Origin of the sequence: Synechococcus sp. PCC 6312, from assembly GCF_000316685.1 — a bacterium.
In the GTDB taxonomy this organism is placed as follows: Bacteria; Cyanobacteriota; Cyanobacteriia; order Thermosynechococcales; family Thermosynechococcaceae; genus Pseudocalidococcus.
The window spans coordinates 3,480,932-3,493,922 of record NC_019680.1; the positions used below are offsets into that span (position 1 = coordinate 3,480,932).

At 47.6% G+C, this 12,991-nt stretch carries 17 protein-coding genes; 3 read left to right on the forward strand and 14 right to left on the reverse strand.

The genetic code is table 11. The features are described from left to right. Nucleotides 1-8: 8 nt before the first annotated feature. A complete protein-coding gene (gene cax, locus SYN6312_RS16895) occupies nucleotides 9-1,088 on the reverse strand; it encodes a calcium/proton exchanger (protein WP_015126111.1) in 1,080 nt (359 codons plus the stop codon). A gap of 151 nt (nucleotides 1,089-1,239) precedes the next feature. Here cax and SYN6312_RS16900 point away from each other — a divergent pair, with 151 nt between their 5' ends. Together SYN6312_RS16900 and SYN6312_RS16905 are read left to right on the forward strand one after the other, a co-directional pair. Beyond that, complete coding sequence (locus SYN6312_RS16900) at nucleotides 1,240-1,836, forward strand: peroxiredoxin (protein WP_015126112.1); 597 nt, start codon at nucleotides 1,240-1,242, stop codon at nucleotides 1,834-1,836. Between the two features lie 504 nt (nucleotides 1,837-2,340). Next, nucleotides 2,341-2,757 (forward strand): hypothetical protein, encoded by a 417-nt coding sequence (locus SYN6312_RS16905; protein ID WP_015126113.1) that lies wholly within the window; start codon nucleotides 2,341-2,343, stop codon nucleotides 2,755-2,757. 4 nt (nucleotides 2,758-2,761) lie between these two features. Here the strand turns inward: SYN6312_RS16905 and SYN6312_RS16910 are convergent, their stop codons facing one another. From SYN6312_RS16910 to SYN6312_RS16925, 4 genes are all read right to left on the reverse strand, one after another. Continuing rightward, nucleotides 2,762-3,181, reverse strand: a complete 420-nt coding sequence (locus SYN6312_RS16910; protein WP_015126114.1) for a hypothetical protein — start codon at nucleotides 3,179-3,181, stop codon at nucleotides 2,762-2,764. A 34-nt stretch (nucleotides 3,182-3,215) separates the two neighbouring features. After that, complete coding sequence (locus tag SYN6312_RS16915; protein WP_015126115.1) at nucleotides 3,216-3,512, reverse strand: Mo-dependent nitrogenase C-terminal domain-containing protein; 297 nt, start codon at nucleotides 3,510-3,512, stop codon at nucleotides 3,216-3,218. 457 nt (nucleotides 3,513-3,969) lie between these two features. After that, on the reverse strand, nucleotides 3,970-4,389 hold the full coding sequence (locus SYN6312_RS16920; protein WP_041430918.1) for an ATP-binding protein: 420 nt from the start codon (nucleotides 4,387-4,389) through the stop codon (nucleotides 3,970-3,972). Between the two features lie 136 nt (nucleotides 4,390-4,525). Beyond that, on the reverse strand, nucleotides 4,526-5,185 hold the full coding sequence (locus SYN6312_RS16925; protein WP_015126117.1) for an ATP-dependent Clp protease proteolytic subunit: 660 nt from the start codon (nucleotides 5,183-5,185) through the stop codon (nucleotides 4,526-4,528). Between the two features lie 181 nt (nucleotides 5,186-5,366). Here SYN6312_RS16925 and SYN6312_RS16930 point away from each other — a divergent pair, with 181 nt between their 5' ends. Beyond that, complete coding sequence (locus SYN6312_RS16930) at nucleotides 5,367-6,266, forward strand: SDR family oxidoreductase (protein WP_015126118.1); 900 nt, start codon at nucleotides 5,367-5,369, stop codon at nucleotides 6,264-6,266. On the opposite strand, the gene SYN6312_RS16935 is transcribed toward SYN6312_RS16930, so the two are convergent. The 9 genes from SYN6312_RS16935 to prfB form a co-directional block, all read right to left on the reverse strand. Continuing rightward, nucleotides 6,267-6,941, reverse strand: a complete 675-nt coding sequence (locus tag SYN6312_RS16935; RefSeq protein ID WP_015126119.1) for a hypothetical protein — start codon at nucleotides 6,939-6,941, stop codon at nucleotides 6,267-6,269. It lies immediately after the preceding gene. 181 nt (nucleotides 6,942-7,122) lie between these two features. After that, nucleotides 7,123-7,731 carry a hypothetical protein gene (locus SYN6312_RS16940; RefSeq protein WP_015126120.1) on the reverse strand — a complete coding sequence of 203 codons (609 nt, stop codon included), beginning with the start codon at nucleotides 7,729-7,731 and terminating at the stop codon, nucleotides 7,123-7,125. Nucleotides 7,732-7,745: 14 nt separating this feature from the next. Further along, nucleotides 7,746-8,249 carry a DUF4079 domain-containing protein gene (locus SYN6312_RS16945; protein WP_015126121.1) on the reverse strand — a complete coding sequence of 168 codons (504 nt, stop codon included), beginning with the start codon at nucleotides 8,247-8,249 and terminating at the stop codon, nucleotides 7,746-7,748. 59 nt (nucleotides 8,250-8,308) lie between these two features. Then, nucleotides 8,309-8,593, reverse strand: a complete 285-nt coding sequence (locus SYN6312_RS16950) for a DUF427 domain-containing protein (RefSeq protein WP_015126122.1) — start codon at nucleotides 8,591-8,593, stop codon at nucleotides 8,309-8,311. A 119-nt stretch (nucleotides 8,594-8,712) separates the two neighbouring features. Further along, complete coding sequence (locus SYN6312_RS16955) at nucleotides 8,713-9,384, reverse strand: glycoside hydrolase family protein (protein ID WP_015126123.1); 672 nt, start codon at nucleotides 9,382-9,384, stop codon at nucleotides 8,713-8,715. Between the two features lie 16 nt (nucleotides 9,385-9,400). After that, nucleotides 9,401-10,057 (reverse strand): SDR family oxidoreductase, encoded by a 657-nt coding sequence (locus SYN6312_RS16960; protein ID WP_015126124.1) that lies wholly within the window; start codon nucleotides 10,055-10,057, stop codon nucleotides 9,401-9,403. A 95-nt stretch (nucleotides 10,058-10,152) separates the two neighbouring features. Further along, nucleotides 10,153-10,872 (reverse strand): ComF family protein, encoded by a 720-nt coding sequence (locus tag SYN6312_RS16965; RefSeq protein ID WP_015126125.1) that lies wholly within the window; start codon nucleotides 10,870-10,872, stop codon nucleotides 10,153-10,155. Between the two features lie 24 nt (nucleotides 10,873-10,896). After that, nucleotides 10,897-11,595: a tRNA (guanosine(37)-N1)-methyltransferase TrmD gene (gene trmD / locus SYN6312_RS16970; protein WP_015126126.1), complete on the reverse strand. Its 699-nt coding sequence runs from the start codon at nucleotides 11,593-11,595 to the stop codon at nucleotides 10,897-10,899. 33 nt (nucleotides 11,596-11,628) lie between these two features. Continuing rightward, nucleotides 11,629-12,739, reverse strand: a protein-coding gene (gene prfB, locus SYN6312_RS16975) for a peptide chain release factor 2 (RefSeq protein WP_156804863.1) whose coding sequence is annotated in 2 segments (ribosomal slippage) — nucleotides 11,629-12,663 and nucleotides 12,665-12,739 — 1,110 coding nt in all. Because the reading frame shifts where the segments join, the coding sequence is not laid out codon by codon here. Nucleotides 12,740-12,991: the final 252 nt, after the last annotated feature.

Below are 12,991 nucleotides of genomic sequence, written 5' to 3' on the forward strand. Positions count from 1 at the left end.
TGCTGGTTTTAGACTGGTGGATGAAAGTAAAAGGCTGTGCCCAAAATGGCATAGGTCGCCAATAATAACGCGCCTTCTAACCAATTGGAACGGCCATCAAGACTAATTAAATTAGCGACAACAACGGCAATGATCACCGCTACCACTTCAAAGGGGTTAAAGTTCAAATCCATCGGTTGGCCAATGGCCTGGCCCACTAGAACCAGAATCGGTGCCACTAGCAGCGCCACTAACAAGCTCGACCCCATCGCCACAGAAACGGCCAAATCCATATTGTTTTTCATCGCCACCCGCACCGAAGTGACATATTCCGCTGCTCCACCCACCAACGGCAATAAAATCACCCCCGTAAAGAGAGGTGTGAGACCCAAGCCTGAGGTGGCTTCCTCGACAACCCCAACAAAAATTTCTGACTCAAAGGCAACTCCAATGGTGGCAATCACTAAAACAGAGACCCAGAGCACCAAGTTGGGTTTATGACTGGGTTCCACTTCCCCTTCCAAATCCACTTGGCTGACATCGTAAAGGTAGCTATGAGTCTTGAGGGAGAACAGCAAGGTGAGGGCATAGACGACAATCAGAACCACAGCCGTGACGATGGATAGATGACCAATGGCAGCATCTGTCACCCCTTTAGATGTAAAAATAACCATCGCCGGGAGCAAAATTGCCGAAACCGCGACTGTCATTGAGGAGCCATTCACCCGCGCCACCACGGGGGCAAATTCCTGTTCCTTAAATCGCAAGCCGCCCAGAAACATGGATAGGCCCATCACTAAGAGCAAGTTGCTGACAATTGTGCCGGTAATACTGGCTTTGACAATATCCACCAGGCCCGAGCGCAAGGCCACCAAGGCAATAATTAACTCTGTCGCATTGCCAAACACCGCATTCAATAATCCACCAATGGTGGGCCCCGTTGCCAAAGCGACTTCTTCCGTAGCCGTACTCAGCCAAATCGCCAAGGGAATGATCCCCAATGCGGAGGTAAAAAAGATTGTCAAGGTATCCCAGTGCAAATAGTCCGCCGCAATAGATATTGGAATAAAAATCAGAAAACCCACGGAAATCAACTGTTTTAGCTTCATAGGGGGCCGTGCCTTGGGGATTTATCCAAAATCGTTATGACTATGATATGGTGTAAATAAGAGATGTAACTGAATGTAACAATCCTACCTTTGTTCAGTGCCTCATCACAGTTCATGACGCTGTTTTCGTAATAATTTAGGAGCGTATTCCATGGCAGAAGGTTGTTTACAAGTTGGGCAGTTAGCCCCAGACTTTAATGCTACGGCTGTTTTTGATCAAGAGTTTAAGGATGTCAAACTCTCTGACTACCGGGGCAAATATGTGGTTCTGTTTTTCTACCCCTTAGATTTCACCTTTGTTTGCCCGACTGAAATTATTGCCTTTAGTGATCGTTACAGCGAGTTTTCGGGCATCAATACGGAAATTTTGGGTGTGTCCGTAGATAGCCAATTTTCTCACCTGGCCTGGACGCAAAGTGACCGGAAAGCGGGGGGTGTTGGTGAGTTGAACTATCCCTTAGTCTCTGACCTGAAAAAAGAAATCAGCACGGCTTACAATGTCTTGACCGAAGAAGGAGTGGCCCTGCGTGGGTTATTTATCGTTGACAAAGAAGGGATTATCCAACACGCCACGATCAATAACTTGGGCTTTGGTCGGAGTGTAGATGAAACTTTGCGGGTGTTGCAGGCAATTCAATACGTTCAATCTCACCCGGATGAAGTGTGTCCCGCCGGTTGGCAGCCTGGGGAGAAAACCATGAACCCCGATCCCGTCAAGTCCAAAGTTTATTTTGAAGCAGTAGGTTAATTCCCTTCTCTTTTAATCAACGAATGAGATTTAAGACTGCTTGGTTGAGGCTAGGCAGTTTTTTTGTTTTCAATTTACAAGATTAGGACAGGCCAGACATAGCAATCCCATCTGGTTATAGAACCTCTTAATGCTGGAAATTCTGTTATGTCAAGGTTCTACCGTTTGGAAGTCAAAAAGAATTGCTGTAGTAGTAACCGTTTAAACCGAATATGGAAAAATTTCTTTTAATCACAGTCTGTATAGCAAGATACATGGGTTCCTAGAAACTGATTTTTGACATATTGACAGCTATGGATGGATATGGCACGATCCATAAACAAATTCATATAAAGTCTGCAATTCTGAAACAACATCATCGAACTACTTAGATACACATAACTATAACTAGCTTGGATTAGAAATATCTTTAGCTTTCTTCGATATTTACCTAGTTAATAGATTAACACTAACAGGATTCATCAAAGGGACTTGATTCATATTCTATGTTTAAGGATAATCCTGATGAGTATCTCTAAGGACTACAAGGAAGATCAGTCTGTGACTCCGCCGGAGGGTCAGAAGTTAGCAGTTCCTCGTCAGCTAATTCAGATTGTCGGGGCAAAAATCAATCGTTTTTTCCGGATAATTATTTTTTTTCTAAAACCAATTATTGGTTATCGAGATTTTCCTATAGAGTCTCACCTGCCTTCTGTAGGAGCTTCCGTTAATTCGGCAGTGCCGCGTTTTCGGGTGGAGAAGGTTGTGCAACGGCTGATAGAGGCTCATGGCCCGACAACCATCAAGGTTCGAGAAAGGCCAGTTTCTTGCAAGCATAGTCACTTTATCTGTTATGACGCAACTGGGAATTACATTGGCCGAGTTGGCGGCCGGCCGGGCAGACGGTATTGGGAGGATTCAAGTGGCTGGAAACACTACTAACTCTCTAATCTGTTTCGGGTATGAGGTGAGGTCTAGCCACTTTCCAGTAGCGAGAGAACCGTTTTAGATCCGTGTTGGCAGGAATTTCCACAAACTCTGGGGATGGAATAATTTTGACGGGGACGGTTAAACTTTGACAAATTTGGGTAAATCGGGGGCTGGGGCTAGGGCTGGTGAGAACTTGGCTTGCTTGATGTTGGGCAATAAACTGAGTTAGTTCTTGAGTGACATGACCACGGCGAATTTCTACGGGAAGTTCCAAGAGGCATTCATAGATAAAAACGAGGCGTTTGAAACTAATCCCCCAGGCCTGGAGGAGGTCATCATCCCAAACCCAAACTGCGGGTCGATCCGGATACTGTGACCAGGTGGGCTGAGTTGGGCTGAGATTATCGCCATGTATCCAAATGACAGATTGATCCACAAGGGCAGATTAAGTGAAGTGTCCAAATCAAACTTTAGCAGTATTGACTGATATCCTCGCCACATTCATCCGCCAAGAAACATAAGGCTCGGAAGCGCAAGACCATCAATTGCTCATAGAAGGGGTTGAGATGGCACAGGGCCGGAATGTGAAACTGCCAGGGGCCAATTTTGACATCCCGTTCAAAGGGGCATTGGGCGGGAATCCACCGACATAACCAATGGGCCCGACGGGTATGACGCACTTCAATGGACTCTAACCAGGCCTGGAAACGCTGAAACAGCACTTTGAGAAATTTTGGAGACTTTGGAGGCGATTGACGTGGAGACATTGGCTCTCCTTGAAAGACATGACTAAACATACGAACGATTACTCCCGCGCAATACAGCTTGAAAGCAAAGAAAGGTGAAAATGGAAAAAAACTTTAAGTTAACCGTCAAATACACATTAAAAGAGAGGGCATGAATGACAAAATAGCAAGAAAATGTTAATTGAACATGAATAATTAAAGAGGTTCTGGCAATCGCTAGGCAGAGTTTATGACTTGAGTAAAACTAGGTAAATCAAGGAATTTTAACTCCAATGAGTCGCTCTATCTCTGTCTTAACGCAACCGTTAGTCTAGCACATCAGTAGATATGCGGAAGTTAATATATTTTCGGAATAAAACAGATTTATGAGACTGTTGAAGCAGATTCTCAGGTTAGTTAGGCATCTATAGGGAGAATGTCAAGCGTTTAGTATCATAGGCTACTAATAATGCCTAAATCCTTGATAAACCATGGGAAATCAGTCTAGAAGCTTGCGTAAAATCAAACAGTTTTGAGAGCCGATGCGCTGATACTCTAATTCACTCGCAATGTTTTGTAATAATTTTAAGCCGCGCCCACCATCCTGGTCTGGGGAAATTTGCTCCGGCAGCGTGGCCAGTTTTTCTTCGAGATTAAATGTGGGCCCGTGATCCCAGACTTTCAGTTCTACGGCAGTGGCGGTTCCTTGGAGTTCAATCAAGACAGGCGGCGGCTCTGGGTTATGGTGATGGGCATGGCGCACCGCATTGGTAAAGGCTTCAGCGAGGGCTAATTCCAGTTGGAGCCAAATCGTTTTCTGTACCCATTCCGGGCGGGCCTGGGCAAACCAGCCTAAGACTTGATCCAGTTGTGCTAAGTCACTGGGTACTTCAAGGGATTGTTCGATGGGCACGGGCATCCTACTCAGCCGAAGAAATACCTTTATTTTGCCATTCTCCTTCAATCCTCACTAGAGGCACAGCCCCAAGTTGCCATCAGTGCAGCTACAGATAGAATTTTCGGAATAAAAATGAAGCCTAGAAGTTACCTGATCCCTAGCGAACACCCGCCGGAATTGGGATGGGTAGGGCCGTTTCATTGGCTAACACCTTATCAATTAGGCCATACTCTTTTGCTTCATCAGGGGTCATATAGAGCAGTCGATCCATGTCCTTCGTGATCCGCTCTGGGGTTTGGCCGGTGTTACGGGAGAGAATTTCCACCATGGTTTGCTTGTTGGCGAGAACTTCCCTGGCCCGGATTTGAATGTCGGTGGCCTGGCCGCGGGCATAGCTTTTGGTTTGATGCATGACAATGGTGGCGTGAGCTAAACTGGCTCGATAGCCTTTAGTGCCAGCAGAAAGTAGAAGGGCTGCCATTCCCATGGCCTGGCCAAGGCAAATTGTATGGACTGGGGGCTTAATGTAGTTAATGGTGTCACAAATCGCAAAGGCTTCGGTTTCAAAACCAACGGGTTCACCATCGTAGCGAGAGGTTCCGGTGGAGTTGATATAGATGCGGATTGGTTTTTCGGGATCGTCGTACTGGAGGAATAGGAGTTGGGCCACCAAAAGCTCAGTTACGGCCGGGACTAGAGGCATTCCCAAATAGACGATCCGTTCTTTAAGCAGTAAAGAGGGCAGATCAGGAGGGGGAGTGCGATAGTAAGCATCACCGTAGTAGGGAGATTGAGCAGATTCAATCGGCAACCGCATGGCAGACACAGCAACAAATGGTTATCTTTTCTTTAGTCTAGTCCCTTTGGTATTAAAAGGGGGATGGGGGATCAGGAATACCATGGCTCGGTTTTTTCCAAGAGACAAGAGCCAACAAAGACCTGGGAATTGCTAACGTGATCCTAGAGAATCAGCAGTATAAGAGCCAAAGGAATCCTCTATGTTTCTGGTCACAGGTGCAAGTGGGCCGTTAGGGCGGCGGGTTGTCCAGCGATTATGCGCCCAAAATATTCCGGTGCGGGCTTTTGTCCGGCTGAGTTCCGATTATGACCAACTCCGGCAATGGGGGGCGGATATTTACATTGGTGATGTGCAAAATCAACGGGATTTGGTCAAGGCGGCCCAAGGGGTGCGGTATATCATCGCCTGTCATGCCAGCAAGATTAGTAGCGGTCAACATTTAGCGGTAGATTATCGCAGTAGCATTGAGTTGATTGACATTGCCAAAGCCATTGGCCTGGAACATTTCACCTATATTTCCGCCCTCGCCGTGACGGCCGACCGCCAAGATTCTCCCCTGCTGAAGGCTAAATGGGAAGTTGAAAATCATCTCCAGGCCAGCGGCTTGAATTACACCATCTTGCGACCGGCCACCCTCATGTCTAGCTTGATTCCCTTGGCGGTGCGCTTTCAACAAACGGGTGTGTATTTACTCTTAGGCAACCCAGAGCATCGCATTGGTTTAGTCAGTACGGATGATTTAGCTAAAATTGCCCTCGCCGCCCCCCAAACCCCCGCAGCCTATAAACAAACCTTTGCCGTTGCCAGTTCCCAAGTACTTTATCGTCAAGATGTCCCTCAGATATTTGGGCGATTTTTTAATAAGCAGCCGATCACGATTAATGTGCCCCAAGGGGCTGTAGATGGGGCCTGGACCATGTTGGGACTGTTCAATGCCGATATTAAAAACGAGCTAGGTACACTCCGCACCCTCTTAGGCCATGAATGCTATGGTCAGCCCCAAGAGATTGAACGGATGGAGCAAACTTTTGGCCTGGGGAGTGAAAACTTAGAAACCTTTTTAAGCCGCTACTTTAACCAAATTGAGGCCTATGATTAATCATGGTTTGAAGCTGTTTAATCCCGGAACAGTCAGGGCTACATTGGCGTTGGTGAGCATTTGAGGAAATTGGGGTAAAACCCGCTGACATTGATGGATAAAAGTATCCAACCAGGCCTGGAGTTGGGTCAATTGTTCCGGCGTTAGAAAATAATCATCAGCCCCTCGGTATTGAATTTCGGCATGGCTCGCTAGTTCATAATCCACAAACCAACTGCTGTGGGGACGACTCGATTGCCAGTAGTTGCGGGTAATTAGATCTCCGAGGTACTTTTTAGCCACCCGACTGACTTGATTGAGACTGGCAACGGCCTGGGACAGCGTCACATTTGCGGCTGTGTATTGATCAATCAGGGCAACGACCGTTGGAGGACTTGGCAGAGGATTTGTGACCGGATCAACCAGGCCCAACAGACTCCATAACTTACGTTCCAACTGCTCCACATGGCCCCGATAGCCTGGCCCCAATTGACTGAATGATTGATGTAGCCGCACCAATAGGTCTAATTCTGCCGCCTTATTTTCTGAGAGGGCTGCAAAATCCACCAACTCTTCCACAAACTGGGAGTTCTGGGAGTCTGTTCCGCTCAATGGTTCCGCAATTAACCCCAAGGCCACAGCTTGATCTTGGATCAGTCGGCGAACATAGTAGCGGGTCATCGGTGTTATGGGCATAGTGACTCCAGGCCTGGGAGTGAGAACAGCAAAAAGAGAAGCTTCCGCAGAAACTTAATTTAGGTTGACAAATTGTCTAGGGTCATCATAACAAGCCTCAATGGGGATCATTGAATTCCTGAGAAAAACACAGCCATTTCCGTAAAATTACTTAATTTTTAAATCAGAGGGTTATTGTTCCTTAGCGCAGACTACTCAGGGTATGCCGCCAGGCCAGATCTTGCCCCAAAATCCCCAAGGCCCGGCGCTCAGTGTCATTAAATATTGGCATTAAGGTTTGGACAATTTGCCGGACAATTTCGGTTGCCAATGGCCCCCCGGCCCGGAGCAGATGGGCATAGTAGCTGAACTGAGCATTTCCCGCCGGATTTTGGTGAAAAGCAGCCAACTCGGTCGGGGTCAAACTAGACACTGGGGTATTGATGGGGACAACCGTTGGCGGGACACCCTGCTGCCCAAATTGAACCTCTACCCCTGAAGCATCACGGCTGACAAGACTCCCAATTAGTACGGCTGACAGTAAAACGCGGGTTTCCTGGAGTAAATCTGGAGTAAAAACTGGGTCTGGGTCTGGGTTGAGCCTGGGGCCAGCTTGATTAAACTGGGGGTTAAATAATTGGGTGTTGTAAATAACCCCGACGGCCCAATGGCGCAATTCATCTTCAAATTTGACAAAACTACCCAGGCCATAGTCTTCCGGTTGGGGTGGTAATGCCACATCTAGGGCATCATCCAACTGCACTACATAATCCCAGTGGGAATTGGATTTAACGACTTTACCTAAGCGCATGACCAGACAGTTGGCTAAAAGGATAACCCCAGTTTAAGCCCCAAAACCCCATGCACAAACAGTAAGCCCAAGGCCGCACTACCAATATAGGCATGAGATGTCCGTAACCAGGCCTGGCCACCGCCAAATTTAGTTAAGGAAATCACGCCATTTAAGCCCAAAATCCCAATCGCCGCTGAACCTGTCCAAAAGTGGGGACTTTCAAGAATTGGATGCTGGGCCATAACCAAAGATAAGAGACCCCCGCTGTAGCCCATGACAATAAACAAAAACATGAACGGGGCCAGTTTTTTATGGTCAGCCCGACTTTTCTGGGCCTGGTTCGGATCTGGGGATAACCGCCCTTGCCAGCCACTTAGGCCAACGTAACTCCCCATAAAGACGACTACAATGCCCATCATTAAGGGGTGGCCCCAATGAGTGATAAATTCCGGTAAATTCAAACTGCGAAAATAGGCGGCAAGGGGTTCTAGATAGGGGGTTAAGGCTTCTTGGAGAGTCGTCAATTCAAAGCGCATCGTGTTCGTCCTTGGGTGATGAATCGGTGGATGGGGTCTCAAAAAAACGGGGCCTGGGCCTAAGCCTCCACTTTGACCCCACGCCAAAACGCAACATAGCCTTTGATGTTGGCCGCAGCAGACTTGGGATCGGGATAATACCAGGCCGCGTCTTTATTCACTTGACCATTCACAACCAGGTTGTAATAACTGGCAACCCCCTTCCAAGGACAGGTGGTATGGGTTGGGCTATCGGTAAAAAAATCGGACTTGAGCGCATCAGGGGGAAAATATTGATTTCCTTCTACAACTTCACATTGATCGCTTTCGGCAATCACGGTTCCATTCCAAACAGCACGGGGCATAGATTTAGGCGTTAACGCAACGTTACTGATCTTAAATCTTTTTTACATTTTCCGGGTATTGAACCTCCAGCGACTCATTTAGGTTGTTCACGGCCGGCACATCCCTAGGGAGAGACTTTCTAGCTCGTTTGATTCCGTTTTAGTTCTTGGTCAAGGAGTTGCCAATAGGTTTTCTCCAGGCCGGGGGTCATCACATTATCTTCAATGCCATAACCAAGGCTTGTCCAAGTGGTGGATAAGAGTGCGAGGACTTGTTGAATATGTCCCTCTCGGAGTAATTTTGGAATATCTGCCCCCCAGGCCTGGGTATCGGTTAACCAGCGATAGACCACTTGATCTTGATATTCAGGGGCAAAGTTGTAGTCAGACCAGAGCCAATTGGGAGGGACTGGGTGATAGTGGGCCGCTTTTTCATCCCAGGTGGAGGTTAAAAACTGATAGCGACCGGCCGCAGTGGTACATTGCCCTTGATTGGGGCCCCACAGAATAGGTAAACACCGATCCGGGTGCTGGCTGAGGTCTTGGACATGATCGCCCCCATAGAGAAGGGTATAAGGACTAGGATCATTGGCTTCACTGACTGAAATGGTTCGCATCAAGGCCCGCACATAGGGATCTCCCCCCCGCATTGCCAAAGGGGCCACGTCCCCCGGTTGCCATTTTCGCCAAAAGGCCTGTACTCGCGTCCAATCCGGTTGGCCAGCAATCAGCACTCCCATAGCGATAATCACCAGGCCTGGCCAAAGTTTAAACAGCAACCATCCAGATCGCTTTTGTACAGACAGTGACATAGGTTGAATTATCCAGTTAAACCTGAGCAAACAGTTCACTCAAAGGGGCCACAACCGCATCAGGGCGAGTTACGACCTCTAAAACCTTATTGTGGGCTGACGGGGCAAACAGAGACTCAATGCAGATTTCAGCCACTTGGGCCCGGGGAATGCTGCCTTCAAAGAGGGTATCAGCTTTAGCAATCACAGGGGGCAGTTGAGTATTTTCTTCCTTCAGGCCACCCGGACGAACGATGGTGTAGGTCAAACCACTGGCCTGGAGATACTGTTCTGCCTGTTGTTTCCAATAGAGAATCAGCCAAAATAAATTCAGAGGATGAAAAAATTGGGAGACACAAAGGGACGAAACTAAGACAACGTGTTGAACCTGCTGTTGTTTGGCGACTTCGACCAGGTTTTTGATGCCTTCATAGTCCACGAGGTAGGGTTCTAAGGGATTAAAGCTCGGAGTCGCCCCAGTCGCACAAATAATTCGGTCACAATCTCCAACCGCAGCAGCGAGGGTGGCCGGTTCTAAAACATTACCGACTCTAATTTCTGTCCCTGTGGGCAAAATTTTCTCAGCTTTGACCGCATCTCGCACTAGGGCCACCACAGGAATCTGCCGTTGCTGGAGTTGTTCGACAATCCGACTACCTGTGCGACCTGTTGCTCCGACTACCAAAACCTTCATCGTTTTGCTTGCCCAGTGATTGACTTCCCCATTCTGCCAAAGCTGACGGGTTTGAACAAGGAACTCCCAAGAACTGGCGACAAAATCCTGGCTAGCTAAAGATAATGTCTCGGCCGGGCTAGGCTCAGCACCGCCACACCATAGACGCGAATCCCAGCCCGATTGAGGGTTGCCTTAGCGGCTTGAATTGTTGAGCCACTTGTATAAATGTCATCTAAAAGTAAAACAAACTGGTTGCGTTGAATCCCACTCCCTAACGCGAAGGCATTTTTCATCATTTCTGCCCGTTGTTGATCGTTCAATTGGTGCATGGCTTCTGTGGCTTGACGGCGAATTAAACCATGGGGAGCTAAGGGTAAATTGGTATAGCGACAAAAGCTCTGGGCTACCAACTCGGCCTGGTTAAATCCACGCTCTTGTAACCGGTCTGGATGCAGGGGAATGGGGACAACAATTAAGGGGGGTAACTGCTTGAGTTTGAGATCTACCCAGGCCTGGCCGAGCCAAATTCCCAAGGGTTGCGCCATCCGCAGAGATTTATCGTATTTCAGCCTAAAAATAGCTTGTCTAAGGATTGGATTGTAATCTCCCCAGGCCAAGATGGGTAATGTGTTTTGAGTCTTATTCCAGATCGTTTGGGGAGTCGGAAGCTGAGCGGCCTGGATTTTTTGATAACAGGACTGGCATAAACCGTGAATTTGTCTTTGATTTTTCTTGCTTTTACCGCAAAAGGCACAGGGATACCGAGTAATTAGGCCAAGAAGTCCAGCCCCAAGATTTGTCAGCCAGGATTTTATCTGATTGAACCAGGTCACTAGAGTTAAGGGCTTAAGTGAGTATTACTGATTCTGCTGTTGTTGCCATTTTGCATATAAATCCGGTCGGCGGGCCTGGGTGCGTTGGAGTTGTTGTTGGGTGCGCCACTTTGTAATTTCTCCATGATGACCAGACAATAAAATATCGGGAACTGCTAAATCTCGAAATACAGCGGGGCGAGTGTAATGGGGATAGTCCAATAGGCCCGCACTAAAACTATCTTGCGCTAAGGATTCTGTTTTGCCCACCGTTCCTGGCAGTAAGCGAATCACCCCATTGAGGATTGTTAAGGCGGGAATTTCACCACAGGTCAAGACAAAATCCCCCAGGGAAATCTCTTGGGTGACTAAATTTTCCACAACTCGCTCATCTACACCTTCATAATGTCCGCATAAAATCACTAATTGTTGATAGTTATTGGCCCAGGCCTGGAGATGGTCTTGCTTTAACGGCTCGCCTTGGGGGGTGACATAGATAATTGCGCGCGTCTGGCAGATGGGTAAGGATTCAACCGCAGCAAACAAGGGTTCCGGTTTTAAGACCATACCTACGCCGCCGCCGAAGGGTTCATCATCGACCTTATGGTGCTTATCAGTGGTAAAGTCGCGGGGATTGGTGAAATAAACTTCGGCAATCTGTTTTGCTAGGGCCTTGCCAATTAAACCGGATTGCAGCGGCGACTCGAAAAACTCAGGAAATAAGGTAATGACATCAAAGCGCATTGAAACCAGCCTGAATCGAATTAAAATAAGTCATTAGCCGACCGGAATATCTTGACGTAAATAGGCTTGAATAAAGTTTTCTAACTCTCCATTCATGACATCAGTAATGGCCGTCGTTTCCAAATTTGTCCGTAAATCCTTAACCAGTTGATAGGGGTGAAACACATAGTTACGAATTTGATTGCCCCAGGCCGCTTCAACCATATCTCCGCGAATATCGGCAATTTCCTTGGCTTTTTGCTCTTGGGCAATAATCAATAATTTGGCTTTGAGGATGGCCATGGCCTTTTCTTTATTTTGCAGTTGCGATCGTTCTTGGGTACAGCGCACGGCCAGGCCTGTGGGAATGTGTAAAATCCGCACTGCTGTTTCTACCTTATTAACGTTTTGGCCGCCTTTTCCTCCCGAACGTGTTGTCGTAATTTCTAAATCTTTATCGGGAATATCAAGGGTAACACTATGATCAATTTGGGGCATGATCTCGACTCCGGCAAAACTGGTCTGACGCTTGCCATTGGCATTAAACGGCGAAATTCTAACTAAGCGATGGGTTCCTTTTTCCGAACGCAAATAACCATAGGCATAACGGCCGGAGATCTCCAACGTCGCTGATTTAATCCCTGCCTCATCCCCTTCTGACAGTTCTGCTAAATGGAGTTGATAGCCTTGCCGCTCGCCCCAACGGGTGTACATTCGCAACAGCATCTCCGCCCAGTCCTGCGCGTCTGTTCCCCCAGCCCCAGCATTGATGGTTAAAACCGCCCCATTTTTGTCATAGGGGCCACTTAACAGTTGCTCCAGTTCCCACCGATCCAGTTGCTGGCCAATATCCGTGAGTTGGGCCATGGCTTCCTGGTAGAGAGATTCATCAAACTCCAACTCCAGAAGTTCCAAAGCTGTACACGCATCCCCCAGGCCGGCTTGCCATTTGTGCAGTTGCTCCAGTTGAAACTTGGCATCCGTTAAATCTTGAAGTGTTGCCTGGGCCTGGGTTTGATCATCCCAAAAGTCCGCTTGGGCCGCAATCTGTTCTAAGTCTTGAATTTTAGCAGTTAGGGCAGGGAGGTCAAAGATAGTCCTGGGCTTTTGCCAGGCACGAGGTGAGCCAATTTAGGTCTCGCTTGAGGATGGACAAATCTAACATGAGCCGACTTAATCCCAATGGTTATACGTTATAGTAAGACTCTGATTTTAGCGTCTTGTGGATCCGAAAATGTCCAAATTGGACTGATCCAATCATTAAGTTGTCAGACATTCTTTCTCTCAATACCCCTAACAGATAACCCTACCTGAGGCTTAATTCATCTCCTTCATGCTGATCATCTGTAAATTATGATGATTTTCTTGATAGGTTACTGCCAGTCGGTTCTTTGCAGAGTAGATATTTAAATATACC